The 25,101-nt window shown below is 56.1% G+C and carries 29 protein-coding genes; 22 read left to right on the top strand and 7 right to left on the bottom strand.

Going from position 1 to position 25,101, the window contains the following annotated elements; all coding sequences use genetic code 11:
• Positions 1–44: 44 nt before the first annotated feature.
• Positions 45–677 carry a cAMP-activated global transcriptional regulator CRP gene (gene crp / locus OGV83_RS07975; RefSeq protein WP_000242758.1) on the bottom strand — a complete coding sequence of 211 codons (633 nt, stop codon included), beginning with the start codon at positions 675–677 and terminating at the stop codon, positions 45–47.
• A gap of 307 nt (positions 678–984) precedes the next feature.
• Between crp and OGV83_RS07970 the strand changes: the two genes are divergently transcribed.
• The gene (locus OGV83_RS07970) at positions 985–1,389 is read left to right on the top strand and encodes an OsmC family protein (protein ID WP_012135462.1); all 405 of its coding nucleotides are present in this window, start codon (positions 985–987) and stop codon (positions 1,387–1,389) included.
• Between the two features lie 99 nt (positions 1,390–1,488).
• On the opposite strand, the gene OGV83_RS07965 is transcribed toward OGV83_RS07970, so the two are convergent.
• The 3 genes from OGV83_RS07965 to OGV83_RS07955 are packed head-to-tail and all read right to left on the bottom strand — an operon-like array spanning position 1,489 to position 3,649.
• Positions 1,489–2,358, bottom strand: coding sequence for a phosphoribulokinase (locus tag OGV83_RS07965; protein WP_012135460.1), 870 nt, complete (start codon positions 2,356–2,358; stop codon positions 1,489–1,491).
• 53 nt (positions 2,359–2,411) lie between these two features.
• Positions 2,412–2,630, bottom strand: coding sequence for a YheU family protein (locus OGV83_RS07960; RefSeq protein WP_047460774.1), 219 nt, complete (start codon positions 2,628–2,630; stop codon positions 2,412–2,414).
• Positions 2,627–3,649 (bottom strand): hydrolase, encoded by a 1,023-nt coding sequence (locus OGV83_RS07955; protein ID WP_286463402.1) that lies wholly within the window; start codon positions 3,647–3,649, stop codon positions 2,627–2,629. The genes OGV83_RS07960 and OGV83_RS07955 overlap by 4 nt, the downstream gene beginning before the upstream one ends.
• Positions 3,650–3,898: 249 nt before the next feature.
• Here OGV83_RS07955 and mdcA point away from each other — a divergent pair, with 249 nt between their 5' ends.
• From mdcA to mdcH, 8 genes are all read left to right on the top strand, one after another.
• A complete protein-coding gene (gene mdcA / locus OGV83_RS07950; RefSeq protein WP_115608764.1) occupies positions 3,899–5,554 on the top strand; it encodes a malonate decarboxylase subunit alpha in 1,656 nt (551 codons plus the stop codon).
• Positions 5,554–6,411: a triphosphoribosyl-dephospho-CoA synthase gene (locus OGV83_RS07945; protein ID WP_110493732.1), complete on the top strand. Its 858-nt coding sequence runs from the start codon at positions 5,554–5,556 to the stop codon at positions 6,409–6,411. Before mdcA ends, OGV83_RS07945 begins: the two co-directional genes overlap by 1 nt.
• Positions 6,412–6,420: 9 nt before the next feature.
• A complete protein-coding gene (mdcC, locus tag OGV83_RS07940) occupies positions 6,421–6,720 on the top strand; it encodes a malonate decarboxylase acyl carrier protein (RefSeq protein WP_047460783.1) in 300 nt (99 codons plus the stop codon).
• The gene (locus tag OGV83_RS07935; RefSeq protein WP_101744216.1) at positions 6,713–7,546 is read left to right on the top strand and encodes a biotin-independent malonate decarboxylase subunit beta; all 834 of its coding nucleotides are present in this window, start codon (positions 6,713–6,715) and stop codon (positions 7,544–7,546) included. The genes mdcC and OGV83_RS07935 overlap by 8 nt, the downstream gene beginning before the upstream one ends.
• On the top strand, positions 7,546–8,346 hold the full coding sequence (gene mdcE / locus OGV83_RS07930; protein WP_071259392.1) for a biotin-independent malonate decarboxylase subunit gamma: 801 nt from the start codon (positions 7,546–7,548) through the stop codon (positions 8,344–8,346). The genes OGV83_RS07935 and mdcE overlap by 1 nt, the downstream gene beginning before the upstream one ends.
• 124 nt (positions 8,347–8,470) lie before the next feature.
• Positions 8,471–9,430, top strand: coding sequence for an AEC family transporter (locus OGV83_RS07925; RefSeq protein WP_012135451.1), 960 nt, complete (start codon positions 8,471–8,473; stop codon positions 9,428–9,430).
• 3 nt (positions 9,431–9,433) lie between these two features.
• The gene (locus OGV83_RS07920; RefSeq protein WP_012135450.1) at positions 9,434–10,051 is read left to right on the top strand and encodes a malonate decarboxylase holo-ACP synthase; all 618 of its coding nucleotides are present in this window, start codon (positions 9,434–9,436) and stop codon (positions 10,049–10,051) included.
• Complete coding sequence (gene mdcH / locus OGV83_RS07915) at positions 10,052–10,948, top strand: malonate decarboxylase subunit epsilon (protein WP_286463398.1); 897 nt, start codon at positions 10,052–10,054, stop codon at positions 10,946–10,948.
• Positions 10,949–11,065: 117 nt separating this feature from the next.
• On the opposite strand, the gene OGV83_RS07910 is transcribed toward mdcH, so the two are convergent.
• Complete coding sequence (locus OGV83_RS07910) at positions 11,066–11,998, bottom strand: LysR family transcriptional regulator (RefSeq protein ID WP_275055878.1); 933 nt, start codon at positions 11,996–11,998, stop codon at positions 11,066–11,068.
• A 16-nt stretch (positions 11,999–12,014) separates the two neighbouring features.
• Positions 12,015–13,916, bottom strand: coding sequence for an ABC transporter ATP-binding protein (locus OGV83_RS07905; RefSeq protein WP_012135447.1), 1,902 nt, complete (start codon positions 13,914–13,916; stop codon positions 12,015–12,017).
• Positions 13,917–14,044: 128 nt separating this feature from the next.
• Between OGV83_RS07905 and kefG the strand changes: the two genes are divergently transcribed.
• The 4 genes from kefG to slyD all read left to right on the top strand — a co-directional run bounded on the left by kefG (position 14,045) and on the right by slyD (position 17,293).
• Positions 14,045–14,596 (top strand): glutathione-regulated potassium-efflux system ancillary protein KefG, encoded by a 552-nt coding sequence (gene kefG, locus OGV83_RS07900; protein ID WP_024131006.1) that lies wholly within the window; start codon positions 14,045–14,047, stop codon positions 14,594–14,596.
• Complete coding sequence (gene kefB, locus OGV83_RS07895) at positions 14,596–16,401, top strand: glutathione-regulated potassium-efflux system protein KefB (protein ID WP_012135445.1); 1,806 nt, start codon at positions 14,596–14,598, stop codon at positions 16,399–16,401. Before kefG ends, kefB begins: the two co-directional genes overlap by 1 nt.
• A gap of 9 nt (positions 16,402–16,410) precedes the next feature.
• Positions 16,411–16,611 carry a YheV family putative zinc ribbon protein gene (locus OGV83_RS07890; RefSeq protein ID WP_047460809.1) on the top strand — a complete coding sequence of 67 codons (201 nt, stop codon included), beginning with the start codon at positions 16,411–16,413 and terminating at the stop codon, positions 16,609–16,611.
• 94 nt (positions 16,612–16,705) lie between these two features.
• Entirely contained in the window at positions 16,706–17,293 is a 588-nt protein-coding gene (gene slyD, locus OGV83_RS07885) for a peptidylprolyl isomerase (protein ID WP_012135442.1), read from the top strand.
• A gap of 112 nt (positions 17,294–17,405) precedes the next feature.
• Here the strand turns inward: slyD and OGV83_RS07880 are convergent, their stop codons facing one another.
• On the bottom strand, positions 17,406–17,624 hold the full coding sequence (locus OGV83_RS07880) for a protein SlyX (protein ID WP_012135441.1): 219 nt from the start codon (positions 17,622–17,624) through the stop codon (positions 17,406–17,408).
• A 232-nt stretch (positions 17,625–17,856) separates the two neighbouring features.
• Between OGV83_RS07880 and fkpA the strand changes: the two genes are divergently transcribed.
• The 9 genes from fkpA to tuf form a co-directional block, all read left to right on the top strand.
• Positions 17,857–18,675, top strand: a complete 819-nt coding sequence (gene fkpA, locus OGV83_RS07875) for an FKBP-type peptidyl-prolyl cis-trans isomerase (RefSeq protein ID WP_012135440.1) — start codon at positions 17,857–17,859, stop codon at positions 18,673–18,675.
• 166 nt (positions 18,676–18,841) lie between these two features.
• Positions 18,842–19,564 (top strand): helix-turn-helix transcriptional regulator, encoded by a 723-nt coding sequence (locus tag OGV83_RS07870; RefSeq protein WP_012135439.1) that lies wholly within the window; start codon positions 18,842–18,844, stop codon positions 19,562–19,564.
• Complete coding sequence (gene tusD, locus OGV83_RS07865) at positions 19,564–19,950, top strand: sulfurtransferase complex subunit TusD (protein WP_012135438.1); 387 nt, start codon at positions 19,564–19,566, stop codon at positions 19,948–19,950. Before OGV83_RS07870 ends, tusD begins: the two co-directional genes overlap by 1 nt.
• Positions 19,950–20,309 carry a sulfurtransferase complex subunit TusC gene (gene tusC / locus OGV83_RS07860; protein WP_286463396.1) on the top strand — a complete coding sequence of 120 codons (360 nt, stop codon included), beginning with the start codon at positions 19,950–19,952 and terminating at the stop codon, positions 20,307–20,309. The genes tusD and tusC overlap by 1 nt, the downstream gene beginning before the upstream one ends.
• 7 nt (positions 20,310–20,316) lie before the next feature.
• On the top strand, positions 20,317–20,604 hold the full coding sequence (tusB, locus tag OGV83_RS07855; RefSeq protein WP_024131005.1) for a sulfurtransferase complex subunit TusB: 288 nt from the start codon (positions 20,317–20,319) through the stop codon (positions 20,602–20,604).
• A gap of 125 nt (positions 20,605–20,729) precedes the next feature.
• Positions 20,730–21,104: a 30S ribosomal protein S12 gene (rpsL, locus tag OGV83_RS07850; protein WP_000246815.1), complete on the top strand. Its 375-nt coding sequence runs from the start codon at positions 20,730–20,732 to the stop codon at positions 21,102–21,104.
• Positions 21,105–21,200: 96 nt separating this feature from the next.
• Complete coding sequence (gene rpsG, locus OGV83_RS07845; RefSeq protein ID WP_002920113.1) at positions 21,201–21,671, top strand: 30S ribosomal protein S7; 471 nt, start codon at positions 21,201–21,203, stop codon at positions 21,669–21,671.
• 97 nt (positions 21,672–21,768) lie between these two features.
• Positions 21,769–23,883 carry an elongation factor G gene (gene fusA, locus OGV83_RS07840; protein ID WP_012135435.1) on the top strand — a complete coding sequence of 705 codons (2,115 nt, stop codon included), beginning with the start codon at positions 21,769–21,771 and terminating at the stop codon, positions 23,881–23,883.
• Positions 23,884–23,953: 70 nt separating this feature from the next.
• Positions 23,954–25,101 (top strand): elongation factor Tu (gene tuf, locus OGV83_RS07835; protein ID WP_200093479.1); only part of this gene is annotated, 1,148 nt, incomplete at its 3' end.

Raw genomic sequence — 25,101 nt, 5'->3', positions numbered from 1 at the left:
AACAAAAATGGCGCATTACCCGGTAATGCGCCATTCCGACGGGATTAACGTGTGCCGTAGACGACGATGGTCTTACCGTGAGCGGAGATCAGATTCTGATCTTCGAGCATTTTCAGAATACGCCCCACGGTTTCACGGGAGCAGCCAACGATCTGGCCAATCTCCTGACGGGTGATTTTGATCTGCATGCCATCCGGGTGAGTCATCGCGTCAGGTTGTTTCGCCAGGTTCAGCAGGGTCTGAGCGATACGGCCCGTTACGTCGAGGAAGGCGAGGTTACCGACTTTCTCAGATGTCACTTGCAGACGGCGAGCCATCTGGGAAGACAGGCGCATCAGAATATCCGGGTTTACCTGGATCAACTGACGGAATTTCTTGTAAGAAATTTCAGCGACTTCACAGGCCGTTTTGGCACGTACCCAGGCACTGCGTTCCTGACCCTCTTCAAACAGGCCCAGTTCGCCAATAAAATCGCCCTGATTCAGATAAGAAAGGATCATTTCTTTCCCTTCTTCATCTTTGATCAACACTGCCACTGAGCCTTTAACGATGTAGTACAACGTTTCCGCTTTTTCACCCTGGTGAATCAGCGTGCTCTTCGATGGGTACTTATGAATGTGGCAATGAGACAAGAACCATTCGAGAGTCGGGTCTGTTTGCGGTTTGCCAAGCACCATGCGCGGTTATCCTCTGTTATAAGCTGTCTCCAGAGCCAGAACACGACACTGCCTCTGGGTTTGCAAAAATAGGTTTCCCGAATTCCTGGGAAGGGGGCTGTCGAAAATGTACTGCAGCCTGAATGTGATGTCCTCTGCATACATGCAGTACGTCAATGTATTACTGTAGCATCCCGACTGTTTTAGCATAGCTTTCGCCGTGTGTCTCCTGGTGTCTCGCTTCAGCATGACGCAGGTCGCCTTCCGTTGCGAGATTTGTTATGTGCGCGTAATCTGTCAGGAAAATTGACACATTGGAGTTCCGAATATGCAAGCGCGTGTAAAGTGGGTTGAAGGGTTAACCTTTCTGGGAGAGTCTGCCTCCGGCCACCAGGTTTTAATGGATGGCAACTCCGGTGATAAAGCGCCAAGCCCGATGGAAATGGTGCTGATGGCCGCAGGCGGTTGTAGCGCAATCGACGTGGTTTCTATTTTGCAGAAAGGGCGTCAGGATGTGACGAATTGCGAAGTGAAGCTGACGTCCGAACGTCGTGAAGAAGCGCCGCGCCTGTTTACGCATATTAATCTGCATTTCATTGTGACCGGCAATGACCTGAAAGACGCGGCGGTTGCGCGGGCGGTCGATCTTTCGGCTGAGAAGTATTGCTCAGTGGCGCTGATGCTGGAAAAAGCGGTGAATATTACCCATTCGTATGAAGTGATTGCGGCGTGATGCCGGTTGCCGGATGGCGCTACGCTTATCCGGCATATATCAAACGCACTCTGTAGGCCGGATAAGGTGCCAGCCGCCATCCGGCAAACATCGAACAGATTATTCGATTTTCTTCCCTTCCATCAGTCGCTGAACCAGCGGCAACATGATCAGCTCCATCGCCAGCCCCATTTTGCCGCCCGGCACCACGAGCGTATTGATATGGGAAATAAACGACCCCTGCAACATCGCCAGCAGCCACGGGAAATCAATCCCTTCCAGATTTCTGAAATGAATGACCACAAAACTTTCGTCCAGCGAAGGAATGCCTTTCGCGGCGAAGGGATTGGAGGTGTCAACGGTGGGCACGCGCTGGAAGTTAATGTGGGTGCGGGAAAACTGCGGCGTAATGAAATTAATGTAGTCATCCATTGAGCGGACAACGGAATCCATCACCGCCTCGCGGGAGTGGCCGCGCTCGCTGGTATCGCGAATCAGCTTTTGAATCCACTCCAGGTTGACGATCGGCACTACGCCGACCAGCAGATCGACATGACGTGCGACATCATGCTGCGGCGTTACCACGCCGCCGTGCAGCCCTTCGTAAAACAGCACATCGGTGGGTTCCGGCAGCGGCTGCCACGGGGTAAACGTCCCCGGCACCTGATTCCACGGCACGGCTTCATCGTAGGTATGAAGATACTTACGCGCCTGGCCTTTGCCCGTCTGTCCGTATTCAATAAAGGTTTGTTCCAGCAGGCTGAAGTCGTTGGCTTCAGGGCCGAAATAGCTGATATGCCGCCCGGCGTCGCGCGCTTTGCGGATCGCCATGTCCATTTCGGGGCGTGTGTAACGATGAAAACTGTCGCCTTCCACCTCGGCTGCGCGCAGATTTAACTGCGCGAAAATTTTCCGAAACGCGAGGCTGGTGGTCGTGGTCCCCGCGCCGCTGGACCCTGTTACCGCAATCACCGGATGTTTGGCAGACATAACAACTCCATGAATCAACAAAAGTTTTAGTATAGTCGGCCGTCAGCGGCGGATTATTCGCGAAACTGTCCACGCGGCATAATGTTGACCGTCTCGTGCAGTTCAGACCACACCAGAACAGCTTCTCCGCACTGTAGCTGTCGTTTGACGTCGGCGACCTTTTGCTCAAGCGAACGTTCATGTTCACCATAATCGGTGCCTTCACGCAACACAAAGCTTTCGATCAAATTGTCCAGCGTCTCAGAAGACAGCTCTTGCCAGGGGATCATCATGATGACGCCTCCAGATACGTTGTCAGCCAGTCGGGAATCCGCGACTCCAGCCACATTTCCGGGCGACGCAGCGTCCCGCCGATAAATCCAACATGCCCGCCATGCTCGGTGAGCTGATACTCCACCAGCGGCGGCAGATTTTCCGGTTTCGGGATCACATGATGATCCATAAACGGATCGTCTTTCGCGTGGATGATGAGCGTCGGTTTGGCGATCTGGTTGAGTATCGGCATGGCGCTACATTGACGATAATAGTCTATCGCGTCGGCAAAGCCGTGAATTTTCGCGGTGATCAGATCGTCAAATTCACGGAGCCGGCGCACGGATTTGAGCTGCGCCAGATTAATCGGCAGTGTGCCGGGGTATGCCGCCAGCTTGCGCGCGGCGTTGGCCTTCAGCAGATTGAGCAGATAGCGCTGATAAACGCGGGAAAACCCTTTTTCCATATGATAGCTGCACGCTTCCAGCACGAAGGGGGCGGAAACGATGACCGCCGCGTCAATCGGGATCTCGCGGCCTTCTTTCGCCAGCAGACACGCCAGCATATTTCCGCCGAGCGAATAGCCGACGGCGGCGGTGGGGACGGCGCCAAACTCGCGCTGTAGCCAGTGTAAAAACCAGGTGCCGTCTTCCGTTTCGCCGGAGTGATAAATGCGGTTCAGCCGGTTCGGTTCACCGCTACAGCCGCGAAAGTGCATGACCACGCCCAGCCAGCCGCGCTTTTGCGCCGCTTCAATCAGCCCGTGAGCGTACGGGCTGTTCAGGCTGCCTTCCAGGCCGTGAAAAACCACCAGACGCGGTTTGTGCTTCGCGTGCTGTGGATCTTCACTCCAGGCCAGATCGATAAAATCGCCGTCCGGTAATTCCAGACGTTGCCAGTGCGCATCGAACTTCACCTTGCGGCGGATGAGTCGCGGCAGCATGGTTTGCAGGTGGCGGTTGCGGATACCGCGCATTGGCACGAACTCCGCACTATCGTGACCGGTGATATCAAGGTCGGGGGAGGTTATTTGAGTCATAAATTATGCGATGTTTTTTTAAATCTGCCGCCTACTATACCGTCACTTTCCCCTGGTGTTTATGAAAATGAGGCAGGGGGAGCGGATTTACACCTTCCTGACGCTGATCTTAATCACAATTCATTACTCAAATTATTACTCTCAGGCTAATGATTCCTCTCTACGCTTAATTGATGACTTTCTCACCAGGGCGCACACTCTTTCCAGTGTTAAGCAATCAAAATGATTAGCTGAATCAGGAGGTTAATAATGTTATCTGGGCAAACGCCAGCACGAGTCTGGAACACGCGCCGCACCGAGAAGCAGCGGCGTCTGGCTTCCGTTCCGGTACAGGGCAAGGTGCTGCCAACCGCAGACCTGACCGCAATGCTGGAAAAACTGATCGCGCCGGGTGACCGCGTGGTATTAGAAGGGAATAACCAGAAGCAGGCAGATTTCCTGTCCCGCATGCTGGCGGAGGTCAACCCGCAGATAGTGCATGACCTGCATATGATCATGCCAAGCGTTGGGCGCAGCGAGCATCTCGATATCTTCGAAAAGGGTATCGCCCGCAAGCTGGACTTCTCTTTTTCCGGCACCCAAAGTCTGCGCATCTCGCAACTGCTGGAAGATGGCCTGCTGGAAATTGGCGCCATCCACACCTACATCGAGCTTTATTCCCGTCTTTACGTCGACCTGGCGCCAAACGTGGCGCTGATTGCCGGTTACAAAGCTGACCGCAAAGGCAACCTCTACACCGGGCCGAGTACCGAAGATACCCCGGCGCTAGTGGAAGCCGCCGCATTCCACGATGGCATCGTTATCGCACAGGTGAACGAACTGGTGGATGACGAGTGCGACTTGCCGCGCGTCGATATTCCGGGCTCGTGGATCGACTACGTGGTGGTTGCCGACAAACCGTTCTTTATCGAACCGCTGTTCACTCGCGACCCGCGCCTGATCAAACAGGAACATATCCTGATGGCGATGATGGCCATTAAAGGCATCTACGCAGAGCACCAGGTGCAGTCGCTGAACCACGGTATCGGCTTCAACACCGCCGCTATTGAACTGCTGCTGCCCACCTGGGGCGAGCAACTCGGTCTGCGCGGAAAAATCTGTAAACACTGGACGCTGAACCCGCATCCGACGCTGATCCCGGCGATTGAAAGCGGCTGGGTGGAAAGCGTGCACTGCTTCGGCGGCGAGCTGGGGATGGAGGAGTACATCCGCGCCCGTCCTGACGTGTTCTTTACCGGCGCCGATGGCTCCATGCGTTCTAACCGCGCCTTCTGTCAGCTGGCGGGTCAGTACGCGGTCGATATGTTTATCGGCTCCACGTTGCAGGTTGATGGCCTGGCTAACTCCTCAACGGTGACTCGCGGTCGTCTGTCCGGCTTCGGCGGCGCGCCAAACATGGGCCACGACCCGCACGGTCGCCGTCACGCTACCCCGGCCTGGCTGAACATGATCACCGAACCTGACCCCATGCAGCGCGGTAAAAAACTGGTGGTGCAGATGGTGGAAACTTTCCAGGCGGGCGTGAAACCGACCTTCGTGGAAAAACTGGATGCGGTTGATGTAGCGAAAGCCTCCGGTATGCCGCTGGCGCCGGTGATGATCTACGGCGACGACGTGACCCACGTTCTGACCGAAGAAGGTATCGCTTATCTCTACCGGGCGGAAAGTCTGGAAGAGCGTCGCGCGATGGTTGCGGCGGTGGCTGGTATTACCGACATCGGTCTGGGCGTAGACGCCCGGCGCGTCGCCGAACTGCGTCAGAACGGCAAGGTGGTTTACCCGGAAGATATGGGCATTCGTCGTACCGACGCCACCCGTTCTCTGCTGGCGGCCGGCAGCGTTGCCGACCTGGTGGAATGGTCCGGGGGGCTCTACAACCCACCTGCGAAATTTCGGAGCTGGTAATGAAACTTCTGCCCCGGATTCAGGTTGAAGGCGGCGCCGAATGGCTGGCGCGAACCGCCACGCAGTGTCTGATCGACGAAGCACGATTAAGCCCGAAGCCCGGTCTGGTGGACAGTCGGGGGAACGGCGCGCACCACGATTTATCGCTTGCGCTGATGGAGCGCTCGGCGCACAGCCTGACCTCCACGTTTCAGGCGCTGGCGCAACAAAGCTGGCGGCGTCCGGCTGATATTGCGCTCAGACAAACCATAGGGCGACTCGGTCGCGAAGGCGAGCAGCAGATGATGGCGGCAACGGGCGGCGTGAACACCCACCGTGGCGCGATTTGGGCGCTGGGGCTGTTGGTGAGCGCCGTGGCGATGCACGGCGGCGCGGGCAGGGCGCAGCAGGTGACGGCAACCGCCGCTGAACTGGCAAAACTGCCGGATGACGCCGCGCCGAAAGTCTTCAGTAAAGGGCTGCGCGCTACCCACCGTTATCGCGTACCGGGCGCCAGAGAAGAAGCGCAGCAAGCGTTTCCACACATTATGCAGCGTGCGCTGCCGCAGCTTCGGCTAAGCCGACAGAACGGCAGCAGCGAAATGCACGCCCGGCTGGATGCGCTGATGGCCATCATGACCTCGCTGACCGACACCTGCGTGCTTTCTCGCGCCGGGATGGAGGGGCTGGATGCCATGCAGCACGGCGCGCGCGCCGTTCTCCATGCGGGCGGCAGCGCGCACCCGGCAGGGGCGCAGGCGCTGGCTCGTTTAGACCGTCAGATGCTGGCGCTGAACGCCTCGCCGGGCGGCGCGGCGGACTTGCTCGCCGCCACCCTGTTTCTCGATCGCGTCGAAACGTCTTATTCAAAGCATTAAGAGGATGTTATGGAAAAAATCACATTGACCGTGCCAGCCAGCCGCGCATTACGCGGCAGGGCGCTGGCAGGGGTTGTCGGCTCCGGGGATATGGAGGTGTTATTCACCGCCGACCAGGGCCAGACGTTAACCATTGATATCACCACTTCCGTCGATAACAGCCGCAGCCGCTGGGAAGCGCTGTTTACCCGTCTGCAAACGGTCAGCAGCCTGCCGGCAGGCAAACTGACCATCCACGACTTCGGCGCGACGCCGGGCGTAGCGCGCATTCGTATCGAACAGGTATTTGAAGAGGTGAGCTATGCGTGATGACCGCAGTTTTATCGAATTAAAAGCGCGTCAGCGCGCCCATGCGCTGCTGGATGAAGGCAGCTACCGCGAACTGCTCGACCCGTTTGAAGGCGTGATGTCGCCGTGGCTGGGCGCGCAGGGCATCGTGCCGCAGGCCGATGACGGCATGGTCGTGGCGAAAGGCACTATTAACGGCAAACCGGCGGTGGTTGTGGCGATTGAGGGCGCATTCCAGGGCGGCAGCATGGGCGAAGTGTCCGGCGCTAAAATGGCGGCGGCGCTGGAGCTGGCGGCGGAAGATAACCGTAACGGCATTCCGACGCAGGCGGTGTTGAGCCTGGAAACCGGCGGCGTGCGTTTGCAGGAAGCCAACCTCGGCCTGGCGGCGATTGCCGACATCCACGCGGCGATTGTTGACCTGCGTCGTTATACCCCGGTGGTCGGCATTGTGGCGGGGACTGTCGGCTGCTTCGGCGGGATGTCTATCGCCGCTGCGCTGTGTAGCTATCTGATTGTCACCCGCGAAGCGCGTCTGGGCCTGAACGGCCCGCAGGTTATCGAACAGGAAGCCGGGATTGAAGAGTATGACTCCCGTGACCGCCCGTTTATCTGGAGCATGACCGGTGGCGAAGTGCGCTATCAAAGCGGGCTGGTGGATGCGTTGGTTGGCGATGGCATCAACGCGGTGAAAGCGGCGATGAACGATGCGCTGGCGAAAGGCGTTCCGGCAAAACACCGCACCGATAACTACGACGATTATCTGAACCGTCTGAGCCATTTCGACACCCGCAAACAGGCCGATTCAGAACAGATTAACGCGCTCTTTGCCCGGGAGGTGAAATGATGAGTAACGCAATAAGCCGTGGCGAGTTATGGCTGCAAGCCCTCGTACCGAACGCCAGACGGCTCGAAGGGCTGTGCCCCTCCGTGCAGGCCGCAGACGGTGAGCTGAACGGTGAAACGGCGCGCTTTATCGCGGTAGTGCCGGATGCTAACAACCATTACCCACGCGCCGCAAAAGGCGAGGTTGGTCTGCTGGAAGGCTGGACGCTTGCAAAAGTGGTCAGCGAAACCGTGGCTGCCGATGCTGATAACGCTGTTAAGCGCCCGATCGTGGCGGTGATTGATGTGCCCAGCCAGGCCTACGGTCGCCGTGAAGAGGGATTTGGTATTCACCAGGCGCTGGCCGGTGCGGCAGCGGCGTATGCCAATGCACGTCTGGCTGGGCATCCGGTGATTGGCCTTATCGTCGGCAAGGCGATGTCCGGCGCGTTTCTGGCGCACGGTTATCAGGCCAACCGTCTGATTGCCTTCAACGACAAAGGCGTGCTGATCCACGCGATGGGTAAAGAGTCTGCGGCACGTATCACCCTGCGTACCGTCGAGTCGCTGGAAAAACTGGCGGCCACTATTCCGCCGATGGCGTACGACATCAGTAACTACGCCACGCTGGGACTGCTCTCCAGTCTGCTGGATATCAGTAATCCAGATGCTCCTTCGGCAAACGATCTGACGTTGGTGACGGCCACTCTGCAACAGGCCATCAGCGATGCTCGTCAGGAGCCGACGCTGAAAAATCGTCTGGGTGCCGACAATCGTCGTAGTTCTGCTCTTGTACGCGAACGCATGCGGGCGAGCTGGTAAGTAAAAGAGACCTGCCAGATGCATAACCCCACGGGCGCGCCCGTTGCGTCCGTGAGGCGACCTGCATCCTGAAAATAATAATCATCGCGTCCGTGCTAACTCTTTTATTCATTACAGGTGATTTATGACTTACGTGATTGTTCATGCTCTTGCACCGATTTTTGTCATCATGTTGCTGGGGTTCTGGGCCGGGAAGGCCAAAATGGTTGATAACAAGAATGTTTCCCTGCTCAACATTTTCGTCATGGATTTTGCACTCCCCGCTGCGCTGTTTAGCGCCACGGTACAAACGCCCTGGACGGGTATTGTCGCGCAGTCGCCGCTGATTCTGGTGCTGACGCTGGCGATGTGGATCACCTACGCCGCTATCTATTTTCTGGCAACGAAGGTATTTAAAAAATCACCGCAGGATGCGGCCGTGCTGACCCTGACCGTCGCTCTGCCAAACTATGCCGCGCTTGGCCTGCCGATTCTCGGTAGCGTGCTGGGCGAAGGGCCGTCAACGTCGCTCTCCGTCGCGGTTTCCATTGCCTGTGGTTCCGTGCTGATGACGCCGTTCTGCCTGCTGATTCTGGAGCGTGAGAAGGCGCGTGCGGAAGGCGGCAACTCGGGTTCTACCCTGTCGATGCTGCCGGTGCTGATGTGGCGTTCAATCAAGAAACCGATCGTGATGGGGCCGCTGCTGGGGGTCATTCTCTCCGCTATCGGTATCAAGATGCCGGAGCTGGTGCTGGCGGCGATCAAACCGCTGGGCCTGGCCGCCACTGCGGCGGCGCTGTTCCTGACCGGGGTGATCCTTTCTGCGCGTAAGTTGCAGATCAACACGATGGTTATTACCTCCACTATTGCCAAGCTGCTGATTCAACCGGCGATTGCCTGGGGGATCGTGCTGATTTTCGGCCTGCATGGCTCGGTGGCGATCACCGCTATCCTGATGATTGCGCTGTCTGCCGGTTTCTTCGGCGTGGTGTTCGGTAATCGCTTCGGCGTGCAGTCGCCGGATGCAGAGGCCGTGCTGCTGTTAAGCTCGGTCCTGTGTATCCTGTCGCTGCCGTTGTTTATCTCGCTGACTTCAGGACTCTAAAGCATGAACACAACATTACGCCCCCACGATCTTATCTGGCTTAACGCGCGGAGCGCGCTGGAAGGTGTCACGGAATCCTGGGTGGATGACGTCTGGCATACCCGCCTGCCGGTGGTGGTGCGGCGTGATGTTGATGCGCAGGGGCGCATTCCCGTCGGCGTTCGCGGCATAAAGCGCGACCAGCGCGCGGCGGGCTGGGCTCAACCGGACGCCATTACCCGCGTCTGTACGCCGGAATCGCTGGTTGACCCACAGATGCTGCTGCGCTCGCCCTTTATCTCGCAGCCACCGGTTCAGGTGGCGTTATTACTGACGCAACAGGCATGGCCGTGGACGTGGGGGATTACCGGCAGTACCGGCTACGCGCTGGCGACCGGGCTCCCGGTGATCCACGCCGCAAGCGATCTGGATTTGCTGATTCGCGCCCGGCAGCCGCTCTCTCGCGAGTTGCTGGAGAAATGGCGGCAGCAACTGACGGGCGGGCTTTGCCGTGCGGATACCCAGGTGGAAACGCCGCACGGCGCGTTTGCGCTGAACGAATGGCTGCGCGATGGCAAAGCGCTGTTAAAAACGTCGCAGGGGCCGCGGCTGGTCAGCGACCCGTGGCGCAGGGAGGAGTAAATGAAAATCCTGTTTACCTTTCCGGGACAGGGGACGCAGCATGCAGGTATGCTGCAAAACCTTCCGGGAACGGAGTTAGCGCTGGCGCGCGAGGTGCTGGGGGCGGAGGCGAATACGCTTGATACCCCGGACGCGCTGCAACACACCCGGGCGGTACAGCTTGCTCTGCTGATTGCCGGGGTGGCGTGGGCGCGCGAGCTGGAACGTCGCGGCGTTGCGCCGGATATTGTCAGCGGCCTGTCCATCGGCGCGTATCCAGCGGCGGTGATCGCCGGAGCGCTGGAGTTTACCGACGCGCTGACGCTGGTGGCCCTGCGCGGTGATTTGATGGAGCAGGCGTATCCGCACGGTTACGGCCTGACGGCGATTATGGGGCTGACCTTGCCGCAGGTGGAGTCGCTGGTTGCAGGCAGTGGAACCTTTATCGCTAACCTGAATGCGGAAACCCAGATTGTGATTGCCGGTAGCGATGAGGCGATGGCGGATGTTGCGAAGCGGGCGCTGGATAAAGGCGCGAGTAAAGCCCACCGTCTGGCGGTGAGCGTGCCGTCGCACTGTGCTCTGCTGGCGGAACCGGCACAGCGGCTGGTGGAGGCGTTCCGTCATGTGACGCTCTCCCGTCCGCGCTGTGCATACCTCAGCGGTAGCACCGGGCGCGTGCTGTGGCAGCCGGAACGTATTGCTGACGACCTGGCGATGAACATGGCGCGGACGGTGCGCTGGCAGGACGCGGCGATCTCCGCCAACGAGCGCGAGGCGCGGCTGGCGATTGAAATGCCGCCCGGCGGCGTGTTGACTTGCTTAACGCGACGGGCGGAGTGGGAAGGTGAGTCTGTTTCGCTGGAACGCAGCGGGGTGGATGTCGCGGTGCATCTGGCAAAACGGCTTAGAGGCTAGTGCGGTTGCCCGATGGCGCTGCGCTTATCGGGCCTACGGCTCGCACCCGTTGTAAGCCGGATGGCCAACATGCAACCCCGTAGGCCGGATAAGGCGCGTAGCGTCGCCATCCGGCGATCAGGCGCCCGGATTAAGGCTACGCGCGTACATGCGCCCTTCGGCGGCCAGCGCCAGCAGATTAGGGTCGCGCTCGCGGTTGCGGGCGAAGACAATGGCGATGAGCTGCTGCATCTGGTACGGCTGCGACAGCTTCAGCAACTGTACGGAATTCTCGTACATCTTCTTCATGCGTCCCGGCATCAGAGTGAAACCGACGCCCGCCTGCACCAGACTAAGCATCGAGAAGATGTCGTTCACACGGGTGACAATCTCTGGTTCAAACCCGGCAATATGAAAGGCTTCCTGGAAGCCCGCATAGGTGGCAAAGCCTTCCGCCAGTGAGACAAACTTCTGATCCCGGTAATCACGCAGATCGGCGGGCGAGGAGGTGTCAAGCGTTGCCGTCGCCGGTGCGGCGAGATAAATATCGTCATGAAACAGCGGCAGCACTTCCAGACTGTTGCGATCGATAGCGCTTTCTGAAATGGAGATCAGGATCGCATCCAGCATTCCGTCTTCCAGCATTCTCAGCAGCGCTTCGTTGGAGCCCATTGTCAGATCCAGTTCGAGATCCGGTCGGCGCAGTTTCATCCCCATGATCAGATGCGGGACGGTTTCCAGCGTCAGAGAGTAGAGCGTACCTACGCGCAGACGCCCCTGGCCGATCCCTGCCGTTTTGCGCGCCTCTTCCAGCCCGCGCGCCATCAACTGGCTGACCTCCTGGCAATACTCCAGCAGCGTCCATGCAGCCGGTTGCGGGATCAGATTACGTCCTTTATGCACGAACAGCGGACAGCGAACATTCTCTTCCAGCGTATGCAGCGCGCGATGAACGCTGACCCCGCTGATATCCAGCGCCTCCGCCGTCCGGGCAATATTGCCTTTCTCCATAAACGTCATGAAGATGCTTAATTTGCGAAAGGTGATATCGTTGGTCATCAGCGGATTCATCGTCATATTCCCGAAGTTAGTCGGCCAGCATCTGCTCAAGCTGTTCCTGTGCTTCCAGCCAGGCCATCTCGCACTCTTCCAGCCCGGATTTGGCGCTGGCCTGCTGTTGCAGGCATTCTGTCAGTTCCGCTTTGCGGCTCTGGTCGTACAGTTCGCTGTCGCCCAGTTTTTCTTCCGCTTGCGCCAGTTTCGCGTTCAGCTTCTCCATCTCTTTTTCCAGACGGGCGATCTCTTTACGCAGCGGCTGGGTCTGGGCACGCAGTTCGGCTTCGCGACGCTTCTGATCCTTACGCGCCTGGGCGCTGTTGGCGTTCTCTTTCGGGGCGTCATCAGGCTGGTTTTCCTGTTTCTGCACGTCGCTCAGCCACTGCTGATAGTCTTCCAGATCGCCATCGAACGGCTCGACTTTATGGTCGTGAACCAGATAGAGATCGTCGGTGGTGGAGCGTAGCAGGTGACGGTCGTGCGAGACGACCACCAGCGCGCCTTCAAATTCGATGAGCGCTTCGGTCAGCGCCTGACGCATATCGAGGTCAAGGTGGTTGGTTGGTTCATCAAGCAGCAGCAGATTAGGGCGCTGCCAGACGATCAATGCCAGCACCAGGCGCGCTTTTTCACCACCGGAGAAGCGACGGGTCTCTTCGCTGACCTTATCGCCCTGGAAGCCAAACCCGCCGAGGTAATCGCGCAGTTTCTGCTCCAGCTCCTGCGGCGCCAGTCGCGCCAGATGTTGCAGCGGCGATTCATCCGCTCGCAAATACTCCAGCTGATGCTGAGCGAAGTAACCGAGTTTAATGCCCTTCGCCAGACCGATTTCACCGCTGGCAGGCGCAAGCTCGCCCGCCAGCAGCTTGATGAGCGTTGATTTACCGGCGCCGTTGCGCCCCAACAGCCCGATGCGTGAACCGGGCACCAGATTCAGCTTAATGGAGTCCAGAATGATGCGATCGCCATACCCGGCGCTCACTTTCTCCATTTTCAGCAGCGGGTTGGGCAGGCTTTCCGGCGCGCGGAAGCTGAAGTGGAACGGGTTATCGACATGCGCGGGGGCGATAAGCTCCATACGCTCCAGCATTTTGATACGGCTCTGCGCCTGCTTCGCTTTTGTCGCTTTGGCGCGGAAACGGTCGATATAACTTTGCAGATGCGCCACGCGCTCCTGCTGGCTCTCGTACATCGCCTGCTGCTGGGCCAGCCGGGTCGCGCGCTGCACTTCAAATGCGCTGTAGTTGCCGGTGTATTCGAACAGGGTTTGCTGTTCGATATGAATGATTTTGTCTACCACCGGATCGAGGAAGTCGCGGTCGTGCGAAATCAGAATCAGAGTGCCCTGATAGCTCTTCAGCCATTTTTCCAGCCAGATAACGGCATCAAGATCGAGGTGGTTAGTCGGTTCATCGAGCAGCAGCAGGTCAGAACGGCAAATCAGCGCCTGGGCCAGGTTAAGGCGCATGCGCCAGCCACCGGAGAAGTCGCTGACCGGGCGTTCAAGCTGTTCGTTGCTAAAACCGAGGCCGTGGAGCAGGCTGGCGGCGCGTGAGCGCACGGTCCAGGCGTCGATGGCGTCGAGCTTGCCGTGTACGGTGGCGATGGCGTGCCCGTCGTTACGTTCGTTGGCGTCGTGCAACTGCGCTTCCAGTTGGCGGTATTCGCGATCGCCATCAATCACGTACTCCAGCGCAGGTTGTGCAAGCGCGGGTGTTTCCTGATTCACCCACGCCAGTTGCCAGTTACCGGGAAAGGTCACGCCGCCTGCATCGGCGCTGATTTCATTTTTCAGCAATGCCAGCAGGGTAGATTTACCGCAGCCATTCTTACCCACCAGGCCGACCTTCTGTCCCGGGTTGATGGTGGCGGTGGCATTGTCCAGCAAGACGCGCACGCCGCGACGAATTTGTAACGAGGAGAAAACAATCATAAGGCGCCGTATGTTCAGACTATGTTAATTTATCATTATGATAATGTAATATGCGGGCATTCTGCCGCGCCGGAGCGCAATGGTAGCCCAAAACAATAACGATACACAAAATAACCGGGAGGGGGATGATGTCCCAGCCAGCAAAGGTACTGCTGCTGTATGCCCATCCAGAATCTCAGGACTCGGTCGCGAACCGGGTGCTGCTTAAACCGGCCATGCAACTCAGTAATGTGACGGTGCACGATCTCTACGCGCACTACCCTGATTTTTTTATCGATATCGCGCATGAGCAGGCGCTATTGCGTGAACATGACGTGATTGTTTTCCAGCATCCGCTGTATACCTATAGCTGTCCGGCGCTGCTTAAAGAGTGGTTAGACCGCGTGCTCAGCCGTGGTTTCGCCAGTGGCCCAGGGGGGAACCAACTGGCGGGAAAGTACTGGCGGAGCGTGATTACCACCGGCGAGCCGGAAAGCGCGTATCGTTACGATGCGCTGAACCGCTATCCGATGACCGATGTGCTGCGGCCGTTTGAGCTGACGGCGGCGATGTGCCGGATGCACTGGATGAGTCCGATTATTATCTACTGGGCCAGGCGACAAAGTGAGCAGGAACTGGCCAGCCACGCGAAAGCCTACGGCGAATGGCTGGCAAACCCTGTTCTGGCGGGAGGTCGCTAATGGAAGGTTCTGATTTATTGACGGCGGGGGTGATGTTCCTCTTCGCGGCGGTCGCTGCGGTGCCACTGGCATCGCGGCTGGGTATTGGCGCGGTACTGGGATATTTGCTGGCAGGGATTGCGATTGGCCCCTGGGGGCTGGGATTTATCAGCGACGTTGATGAAATCCTCCACTTTTCTGAGCTGGGCGTTGTCTTTCTGATGTTTATCATCGGCCTGGAACTCAACCCTTCCAAACTCTGGCAACTGCGTCGCTCTATCTTTGGCGTCGGGGCGGCCCAGGTGATGCTGAGCGCTGTTGTGCTGGCCGGGCTGCTGATGCTTACCGATTTCTCGTGGCAGGCGGCGGTGATCGGCGGGATTGGTCTGGCGATGTCATCGACCGCGATGGCGCTGCAACTGATGCGGGAAAAGGGGATGAACCGCAGCGAATCCGGCCAGTTGGGTTTTTCGGTGCTGCTGTTTCAGGATCTGGCGGTGATCCCCGCGCTGGCGCTGGTGCCGCTGCTGGCTGGCTCGGCAGATGAACATTTTGACTGGATTAAAGTCGGCATGAAGGTGCTGGCCTTTGCCGGGATGCTGATTGGCGGTCGCTATTTGCTGCGCCCGGTGTTCCGCTTTATCGCCGATTCCGGCGTGCGCGAGGTGTTTACCGCCGCCACGCTGTTGCTGGTGCTGGGGTCTGCTTTATTTATGGATGCGCTGGGGCTGTCGATGGCGCTCGGCACGTTTATCGCAGGCGTGCTGCTGGCGGAAAGCGAATACCGTCATGAGCTGGAAACGGCCATCGATCCGTTCAAAGGGCTGCTGCTGGGGTTGTTCTTTATCTCCGTGGGGATGTCGTTAAACCTTGGCGTGCTCTATACCCACCTGCTGTGGGTGGCGGTGAGCGTCATCGTGCTGGTGGCGGTGAAAACGCTGGTGCTTTATCTGCTGGCGCGTCTGTACGGGATTCGAAGTTCGGAGCGGATGCAGTTTGCGGGCGTGCTGAGTCAGGGGGGCGAGTTCGCGTTTGTGCTCTTTTCCACCGCCTCATCCCAGCGGCTGTTTCAGGGCGACCAGATGTCGCTGCTGCTGGTCACCGTCACGTTGTCGATGATGACCACGCCGCTGCTGATGAAGCTCGTTGATAAATGGCTCTCCAGACAGCTTAACGGCCCGGAAGAGGAAGATGAAAAGCCCTGGGTGGATGATGATAAACCGCAGGTGATTGTCGTGGGATTCGGGCGTTTTGGTCAGGTAATTGGCCGTTTGTTGATGGCGAATAAAATGCGCATCACCGTACTGGAGCGCGATATCAGCGCCGTTAACCTGATGCGAAAATATGGCTACAAAGTGTATTACGGCGATGCGACTCAGGTGGAGCTACTGCGTTCGGCGGGAGCGGAAGCGGCGGAGTCTATCGTCATTACCTGTAATGAACCGGAAGACACCATGAAGCTGGTGGAGATATGCCGGCAGCATTTCCCGCATTTGCATATTCTTGCGCGAGCGCGCGGACGTGTGGAAGCGCATGAGTTATTACAAGCGGGTGTCACGCAGTTTTCCCGCGAGACGTTTTCCAGCGCGCTGGAACTGGGGCGTAAGACGCTGGTGTCGTTAGGGATGCACCCACACCAGGCGCAGCGTGCGCAACTGCATTTCCGTCGGCTGGATATGCGTATGCTAAGGGAGCTTATTCCGATGCATACCGATATGGTGCAAATTTCTCGTGCCAGAGAAGCCAGACGCGAACTGGAGGAGATTTTCCAGCGAGAGATGCAGCAAGAGCGGCGCCAGCTGGATGGCTGGGATGAGTTTGAGTAGAGGGTAGGTATGGCGATTCGTAAACGTTTTATTGCAGGGGCGACGTGTCCGGCCTGCCAGGCGCAGGATTCAATGGCGATGTGGCGCGAAAATAATGTCGATATTGTTGAGTGTGTTAAGTGCGGCCATCAGATGCGTGAAGCCGATAAAGCGGCCCGCGAGCACGTTCGCAAAGAAGAGCAAGTGATCGGGATTTTTCATCCAGACTAGCGATATGCCGCAGGTTTTTTTAAGCTAGTGGGTACACGGGTGCAGAATTCCGCTACAATCTGCGCCACTATTCTTCCCATGCTCAGGAGATATCATGAAAGTAGCAAAAGACCTGGTGGTCAGCCTGGCCTATCAGGTACGTACAGAAGACGGTGTGTTGGTTGATGAGTCTCCGGTGAGTGCGCCGCTGGACTACCTGCATGGTCACGGTTCCCTGATCTCTGGCCTGGAAACAGCGCTGGAAGGTCACGACGTTGGCGACAAATTCGATGTGGCTGTTGGCGCGAACGACGCTTACGGTCAGTATGACGAAAACCTGGTGCAGCGCGTGCCTAAAGACGTCTTCATGGGCGTTGACGAGTTGCAGGTTGGCATGCGTTTCCTGGCGGAAACTGACCAGGGCCCGGTACCGGTAGAAATTACCGAAGTGGAAGACGACCACGTTGTGGTTGACGGTAACCACATGCTGGCTGGCCAGAACCTGAAATTTAACGTGGAAGTTGTGGCGATCCGCGAAGCGACCGAAGAAGAACTGGCTCATGGCCACGTTCACGGCGCGCACGGTCACGACCACGACCACGGTCACGACGGTTGCTGCGGCGGCCACGGCCACGATCATGACCACGGTCATGAGCATGGCAAAGGTGGTTGTGGCGGTAACGGCGGCTGCGGTTGCCATTAATCGTCTGTAATGCCTGATGGCGTTACGCTTATCAGGGCTACAGTAGGCCGGATAAGGCGTTTACGCCGCCGTCCGGCACAAAAAAGCGGGAATATCCCGCTTTTTTTACGTCTCAATAATGCGGTGGCGGCGTCTCTTCGGCCTGCGAGGCGATATTCGACGGTTGGCTGGCTTTAAGCTTCTCCGTCAGCAGGCGCAGATGATCGCGTAGTTTCGCCATCTCCATCTCGTGCGCGGTCACCGTTACGTTGAGTTCTTCAATGGTGATCTCCTGAAACGCCAGACGGCTCTCCAGTTCAGCCAGGCGAGCTTCCATCGTTATATCTTGCATGATTCACCTCTCTTGTTGTCTCCGGCACTTCTTGGGTCGCGGCGGATTCTACTGAACTTTATCGGATTACACAGCACTCATTCGCCCTCTACGAAACTAATTTAAACAAAAAGAGTCTGAAAAGGGGTGATAATAGGGCGTGTCCGTATGTTGATTTGTTCTACAACGTTTTATAGTACGCTTCTCATGTAAGTTAACCCTGGGGTGAGATGCCCCGGCCCTGGAGATATGGATGAAATCACTGTTTAAAGTAACGCTGCTGGCGACCACGATGGCCGTTGCTCTGCATGCACCGCTCACTTTCGCTGCGGACGCCGCGAAACCAGCTGCAACTGCTGACAGCAAAGCCGCGTTCAAGAATGACGACCAGAAATCTGCTTATGCGCTGGGCGCTTCGCTGGGTCGTTACATGGAAAACTCCCTGAAGGAACAAGAAAAACTGGGGATCAAACTGGATAAAGATCAGCTGATCGCGGGTGTCCAGGATGCATTTGCAGACAAGAGCAAACTGTCTGACCAGGAAATCGAGCAGACCTTGCAGGCATTTGAAGCGCGCGTGAAGACCTCCGCTCAGGCGAAGATGGAAAAAGACGCCGCTGATAACGAAGCGAAAGGTAAAGCGTTCCGCGAGAAATTTGCTAAAGAGAAAGGGGCGAAAACCTCTTCAACAGGTCTGGTTTATAAAGTAGAGAAAGCCGGTACTGGCGAAGCGCCAAAAGACAGCGACACCGTTGTGGTTAACTACAAAGGTACGCTGATCGACGGTAAAGAGTTCGATAACTCCTACACCCGTGGCGAACCGCTCTCTTTCCGTCTGGACGGCGTGATCCCAGGCTGGACTGAAGGCCTGAAGAACATTAAGAAAGGCGGTAAGATCCAGATGGTTATCCCACCGGATCTGGCCTACGGTAAAACGGGCGTTCCGGGTATTCCGGCTAACTCCACGCTGGTATTCGATGTAGAGCTGCTGGACATCAAACCGGCGCCGAAAGCCGATGCGAAACCAGACGCAGCGGCCGACGCCAAATCGACAGATGCTGCTAAAAAATAAAAACTGAGAACCGCCGCCTGTCATGGCGGCGGTTTTTTTATTGCAGGCCGGATATAATTAATACTGGAAAGCGGAACCCCCGCTGTATTAATTTAATCATCCGCGTAAATAATGAGCCTGCCCTGAAAACATAACGACAGGCTCCTGAAAAGGAGTGTTTTTTTTCATGACCAGGTCGCTTTTAACCAACGAAACCAGTGAGCTTGACTTACTGGATCAACGTCCTTTCGATCAAACCGACTTTGATATTCTGAAATCCTACGAAGCGGTGGTGGACGGGTTAGCGATGCTCATTGGTTCCCATTGTGAAATCGTATTGCACTCTTTGCAGGATTTGAAATGCTCAGCCATTCGCATTGCCAACGGTGAACACACGGGGCGCAAAATTGGCTCGCCGATCACTGACCTTGCATTGCGCATGCTGCATGATATGACGGGTGCGGATAGCAGCGTATCGAAGTGTTACTTCACACGCGCGAAAAGCGGTGTCCTGATGAAGTCAGTGACGATTGCCATTCGCAACCGCGAGCATCGCGTAATTGGTCTGCTGTGCATCAACATGAACCTTGATGTGCCGTTCTCGCAGATTATGAATACCTTTATTCCGCCGGAAACGCCGGAAGTGGGTTCCGCCGTGAACTTTGCCTCCTCGGTGGAAGATCTGGTCACTCAGACGCTGGAATTCACCATTGAAGAGGTGAATGCCGATCGCAATGTCTCTAATAACGCGAAGAATCGTCAGATTGTGCTGAATCTGTATGAGAAGGGGATCTTCGATATTAAAGATGCGATTAACCAGGTGGCTGACCGCCTGAACATCTCCAAACATACGGTCTACCTCTATATTCGTCAGTTCAAAAGCGGCGACTTCCAGGGGCAAGATAAGTAATGCGTTTTGCCATTGTGGTGACGGGGCCAGCGTACGGAACGCAGCAAGCGAGCAGCGCGTTGCAGTTTGCACATGCCTTAGTTAACGAAGGGCATGAGCTGAGCAGCGTCTTTTTCTACCGGGAAGGCGTGTATAACGCCAACCAGTTGACCTCTCCGGCCAGCGATGAATTCGACCTGGTGCGCGCATGGCAGCAGTTGGGCGCGCAGCATGGCGTCGCGTTGAATATCTGCGTTGCGGCGGCGCTGCGTCGCGGCATTGTGGATGAGACCGAAGCAAAAAGGCTGGCGCTGGCATCAGCCAACTTACAGCCAGGGTTTTCGTTGAGCGGGCTTGGCGCGCTGGCGGAAGCCTCCCTGACCTGCGATCGCGTGGTGCAGTTTTGATGAAACGTATTGCTTTTGTATTTTCCACCACGCCGCACGGCAGCGCGTCGGGCCGCGAAGGACTGGATGCGTTACTGGCGACGTCGGCGCTGACGGAAGATATTGGCGTCTTTTTTATCGGCGATGGTGTTTTTCAGATCCTTTCGGGACAAACGCCTGACGTCGTGCTGGCGCGGGATTACATCGCCACCTTCAAACTGCTGGGGCTGTACGATATCGAGCAATGCTGGCTGTGCGCCGCTTCGTTGCGTGAGCGCGGTCTGGAGACGGGGGCGAGTTTCATTGTGGATGCGATGCCGCTTGAACCTGAAGCGTTGCGCGGTGAACTGGACAATTATGATGTTATCCTGAGGTTCTGACGTGACTATCCTGCATACATTACATCGTTCCGCATGGCTCAGTGACGTTTCCGCGCTTCTTCGCGTGTGCAAAGAAGGCGATGCGCTTTTATTGCTACAGGATGGCGTTACGGCGGCCATCGAAGGTAGCCGTTTCCTTGAAAGTTTGCGTAACGCCCCCATAACGGTTTACGCACTGAAAGAAGATATCGATGCTCGCGGTTTGAGCGGTCAAATTTCAGACAGTGTCGTCAGGGTTGACTATACTGACTTCGTCAGACTTGCGGTTAAGCATCCCAGCCAGATGGCCTGGTGATTGTGGGATCGTTGTATATTTCTTGACACCTTTTCGACACCGCCCTAAAATTCGGCGTCCTCATATTGTGTGAGGCCGTTTTATTACGTGTTTACGAAGCAAAAGCTAAAACCAGGAGCTATTTAATGGCAACAGTTAACCAGCTGGTACGCAAACCACGTGCTCGCAAAGTTGCGAAAAGCAACGTGCCTGCGCTGGAAGCATGCCCGCAAAAACGTGGCGTATGTACTCGTGTATATACTACCACCCCTAAAAAACCGAACTCCGCGCTGCGTAAAGTATGCCGTGTTCGTCTGACTAACGGTTTTGAAGTGACTTCCTACATCGGTGGTGAAGGTCACAACCTGCAGGAGCACTCCGTGATCCTGATCCGTGGCGGTCGTGTAAAAGACCTCCCGGGTGTTCGTTACCACACCGTACGTGGTGCGCTTGACTGCTCCGGCGTTAAAGACCGTAAGCAAGCTCGCTCCAAGTATGGCGTGAAGCGTCCTAAGGCTTAATGGTTCTCCGTTAAGTAAGGCCAAACGTTTTAACTTAAATGTCAAACTAAACTCGTAGAGTTTTGGACAATCCTGAATTAACAACGGAGTATTTCCATGCCACGTCGTCGCGTCATTGGTCAGCGTAAAATTCTTCCGGATCCGAAGTTCGGATCAGAACTGCTGGCTAAATTTGTAAATATCCTGATGGTAGATGGTAAAAAATCTACTGCCGAAACTATCGTATACAGCGCGCTGGAGACCCTGGCTCAGCGTTCTGGTAAATCTGAACTGGAAGCTTTCGAAGTAGCTCTCGAAAACGTGCGCCCGACTGTCGAAGTTAAGTCTCGCCGCGTTGGTGGTTCTACTTATCAGGTACCAGTTGAAGTCCGTCCGGTTCGTCGTAATGCTCTGGCAATGCGTTGGATCGTTGAAGCTGCTCGTAAACGCGGTGATAAATCCATGGCTCTGCGCCTGGCGAACGAACTCACTGATGCTGCAGACAACAAAGGTACTGCAGTTAAGAAACGTGAAGACGTTCACCGTATGGCAGAAGCCAACAAGGCGTTCGCACACTACCGTTGGTAATCCCTTCGGAATTTTAGTCACCAGGCGGGCGCTTCCAGCAAGCAGCCCGCTTTGGGCTACTTAAATTGAACGCCTAGAAGATAAAACGAGGAATCAAATGGCTCGTACAACACCCATCGCACGCTACCGTAACATCGGTATCAGTGCGCACATCGACGCCGGTAAAACCACTACTACCGAACGTATTCTGTTCTACACCGGTGTAAACCATAAAATCGGTGAAGTTCATGACGGCGCAGCTACCATGGACTGGATGGAGCAGGAGCAGGAGCGTGGTATTACCATCACCTCCGCAGCGACTACTGCATTCTGGTCTGGTATGGCTAAGCAGTATGAACCGCATCGCGTAAACATCATCGACACCCCGGGGCACGTTGACTTCACTATCGAAGTAGAACGTTCCATGCGTGTTCTTGATGGTGCAGTAATGGTTTACTGCGCAGTTGGTGGTGTTCAGCCGCAGTCTGAAACCGTATGGCGTCAGGCAAACAAATATAAAGTTCCGCGCATTGCGTTCGTTAACAAAATGGACCGTATGGGTGCGAACTTCCTGAAAGTTGTTGGTCAGATCAAAAGCCGTCTGGGCGCGAACCCTGTTCCGCTGCAACTGGCGATTGGCGCTGAAGAAGCGTTCACCGGTGTTGTTGACCTGGTGAAAATGAAAGCCATCAACTGGAACGAAGCAGATGCAGGCGTTACCTTCACTTACGAAGATATCCCGGCTGACATGCAGGAACTGGCTGAAGAATGGCACCAGAACCTGATCGAGTCCGCTGCGGAAGCTTCTGAAGAGCTGATGGAAAAATACCTGGGTGGCGAAGAACTGACTGAAGAAGAGATCAAAAAAGCTCTGCGTCAGCGTGTTCTGAGCAACGAAATCATCCTGGTAACCTGTGGTTCTGCATTTAAGAACAAAGGTGTTCAGGCGATGCTGGATGCGGTAATTGATTACCTGCCATCCCCGGTTGACGTACCTGCGATCAACGGTATCCTGGACGACGGTAAAGATACTCCGGCTGAGCGTCATGCTAGCGATGATGAGCCTTTCTCTGCACTGGCATTCAAAATCGCTACCGACCCGTTCGTGGGTAACCTGACCTTCTTCCGTGTGTACTCTGGTGTGGTTAACTCTGGTGATACTGTACTGAACTCCGTGAAATCTGCACGTGAGCGTTTCGGTCGTATCGTTCAGATGCACGCTAACAAACGTGAAGAGATCAAAGAAGTTCGCGCGGGCGACATCGCTGCTGCTATCGGTCTGAAAGACGTAACTACGGGTGACACCCTGTGTGACCCGGACGCGCCGATCATTCTGGAACGTATGGAATTCCCTGAGCCGGTAATCTCCATCGCAGTAGAACCGAAAACCAAAGCTGACCAGGAAAAAATGGGTCTGGCTCTGGGCCGTCTGGCTAAAGAAGACCCGTCTTTCCGCGTATGGACTGACGAAGAATCTAACCAGACCATTATCGCCGGTATGGGTGAGCTGCACCTCGACATCATCGTTGACCGTATGAAGCGTGAATTCAACGTTGAAGCGAACGTCGGTAAACCTCAGGTTGCTTACCGCGAAGCGATTCGCTCGAAAGTTACCGATATCGAAGGTAAACACGCCAAGCAGTCTGGTGGTCGCGGTCAGTACGGTCATGTTGTTATCGACATGTACCCGCTGGAGCCGGGTTCCAACCCGAAAGGCTACGAGTTCATCAACGACATCAAGGGTGGTGTAATCCCTGGCGAATACATCCCGGCCGTTGATAAAGGTATCCAGGAGCAGCTGAAAGCAGGCCCGCTGGCTGGCTATCCGGTTGTTGACATCGGTATCCGTCTGCACTTCGGTTCTTACCATGACGTTGACTCCTCTGAACTGGCGTTTAAACTGGCTGCGTCTATTGCCTTTAAAGAAGGCTTTAAGAAAGCGAAACCTGTTCTGCTTGAGCCGATCATGAAGGTTGAGGTAGAAACGCCGGAAGAGAACACCGGTGACGTAATTGGTGACTTGAGCCGTCGTCGCGGTATGCTGCGCGGTCAGGAATCCGAAGTTACTGGCGTTAAGATCCACGCTGAAGTACCGCTGTCTGAAATGTTCGGATATGCAACTCAGCTGCGTTCTCTGACCAAAGGTCGCGCATCATACACTATGGAATTCCTGAAGTATGATGATGCACCGAGCAACGTTGCTCAGGCCGTTATTGAAGCCCGTGGTAAATAATCCACAGGATTAAAACCTAAGTCCCGTGCTCTCTCCTGAAGGGGAGAGCACTATAGTAAGGAATATAGCCGTGTCTAAAGAAAAATTTGAACGTACAAAACCGCACGTTAACGTCGGCACCATCGGCCACGTTGACCATGGTAAAACTACTCTGACTGCTGCAATCACTACCGTACTGGCTAAAACCTACGGCGGTGCTGCTCGTGCATTCGACCAGATCGATAACGCGCCGGAAGAAAAAGCTCGTGGTATCACCATCAACACTTCTCACGTTGAATACGACACCCCGACTCGCCACTACGCGCACGTAGACTGCCCGGGCCACGCCGACTATGTTAAAAACATGATCACCGGTGCTGCGCAGATGGACGGCGCGATCCTGGTTGTTGCTGCGACTGACGGCCCGATGCCGCAGACCCGTGAGCACATCCTGCTGGGTCGTCAGGTAGGCGTTCCGTACATCATCGTGTTCCTGAACAAATGCGACATGGTTGATGACGAAGAGCTGCTGGAACTGGTTGAGATGGAAGTGCGTGAACTGCTGTCTCAGTACGATTTCCCGGGCGACGACACGCCGATCGTTCGTGGTTCTGCTCTGAAAGCGCTGGAAGGCGACGCAGAGTGGGAAGCGAAAATCATCGAACTGGCTGGCTACCTGGATTCTTACATCCCGGAACCAGAGCGTGCGATTGACAAGCCGTTCCTGCTGCCGATCGAAGACGTATTCTCCATCTCCGGTCGTGGTACCGTTGTTACCGGTCGTGTAGAGCGCGGTATCATCAAAGTGGGCGAAGAAGTTGAAATCGTTGGTATCAAAGAGACTGCGAAGTCTACCTGTACTGGCGTTGAAATGTTCCGCAAACTGCTGGACGAAGGCCGTGCTGGTGAGAACGTAGGTGTTCTGCTGCGTGGTATCAAACGTGAAGAAATCGAACGTGGTCAGGTACTGGCTAAGCCGGGCACCATCAAGCCGCACACCAAGTTCGAATCTGAAGTGTACATTCTGTCCAAAGATGAAGGCGGCCGTCATACTCCGTTCTTCAAAGGCTACCGTCCGCAGTTCTACTTCCGTACAACTGACGTGACTGGCACCATCGAACTGCCGGAAGGCGTAGAGATGGTAATGCCGGGCGACAACATCAAAATGGTTGTTACCCTGATCCACCCGATCGCGATGGACGACGGTCTGCGTTTCGCAATCCGTGAAGGCGGCCGTAC

Origin of the sequence: Citrobacter sp. CK189 (assembly GCF_030333505.1) — a bacterium.
GTDB classification, from domain to species: domain Bacteria; phylum Pseudomonadota; class Gammaproteobacteria; order Enterobacterales; family Enterobacteriaceae; genus Citrobacter_B; species Citrobacter_B koseri.
The sequence above is the reverse complement of the archived record's forward strand: the minus strand, read 5'-3'. Positions and strand labels throughout refer to the sequence as shown.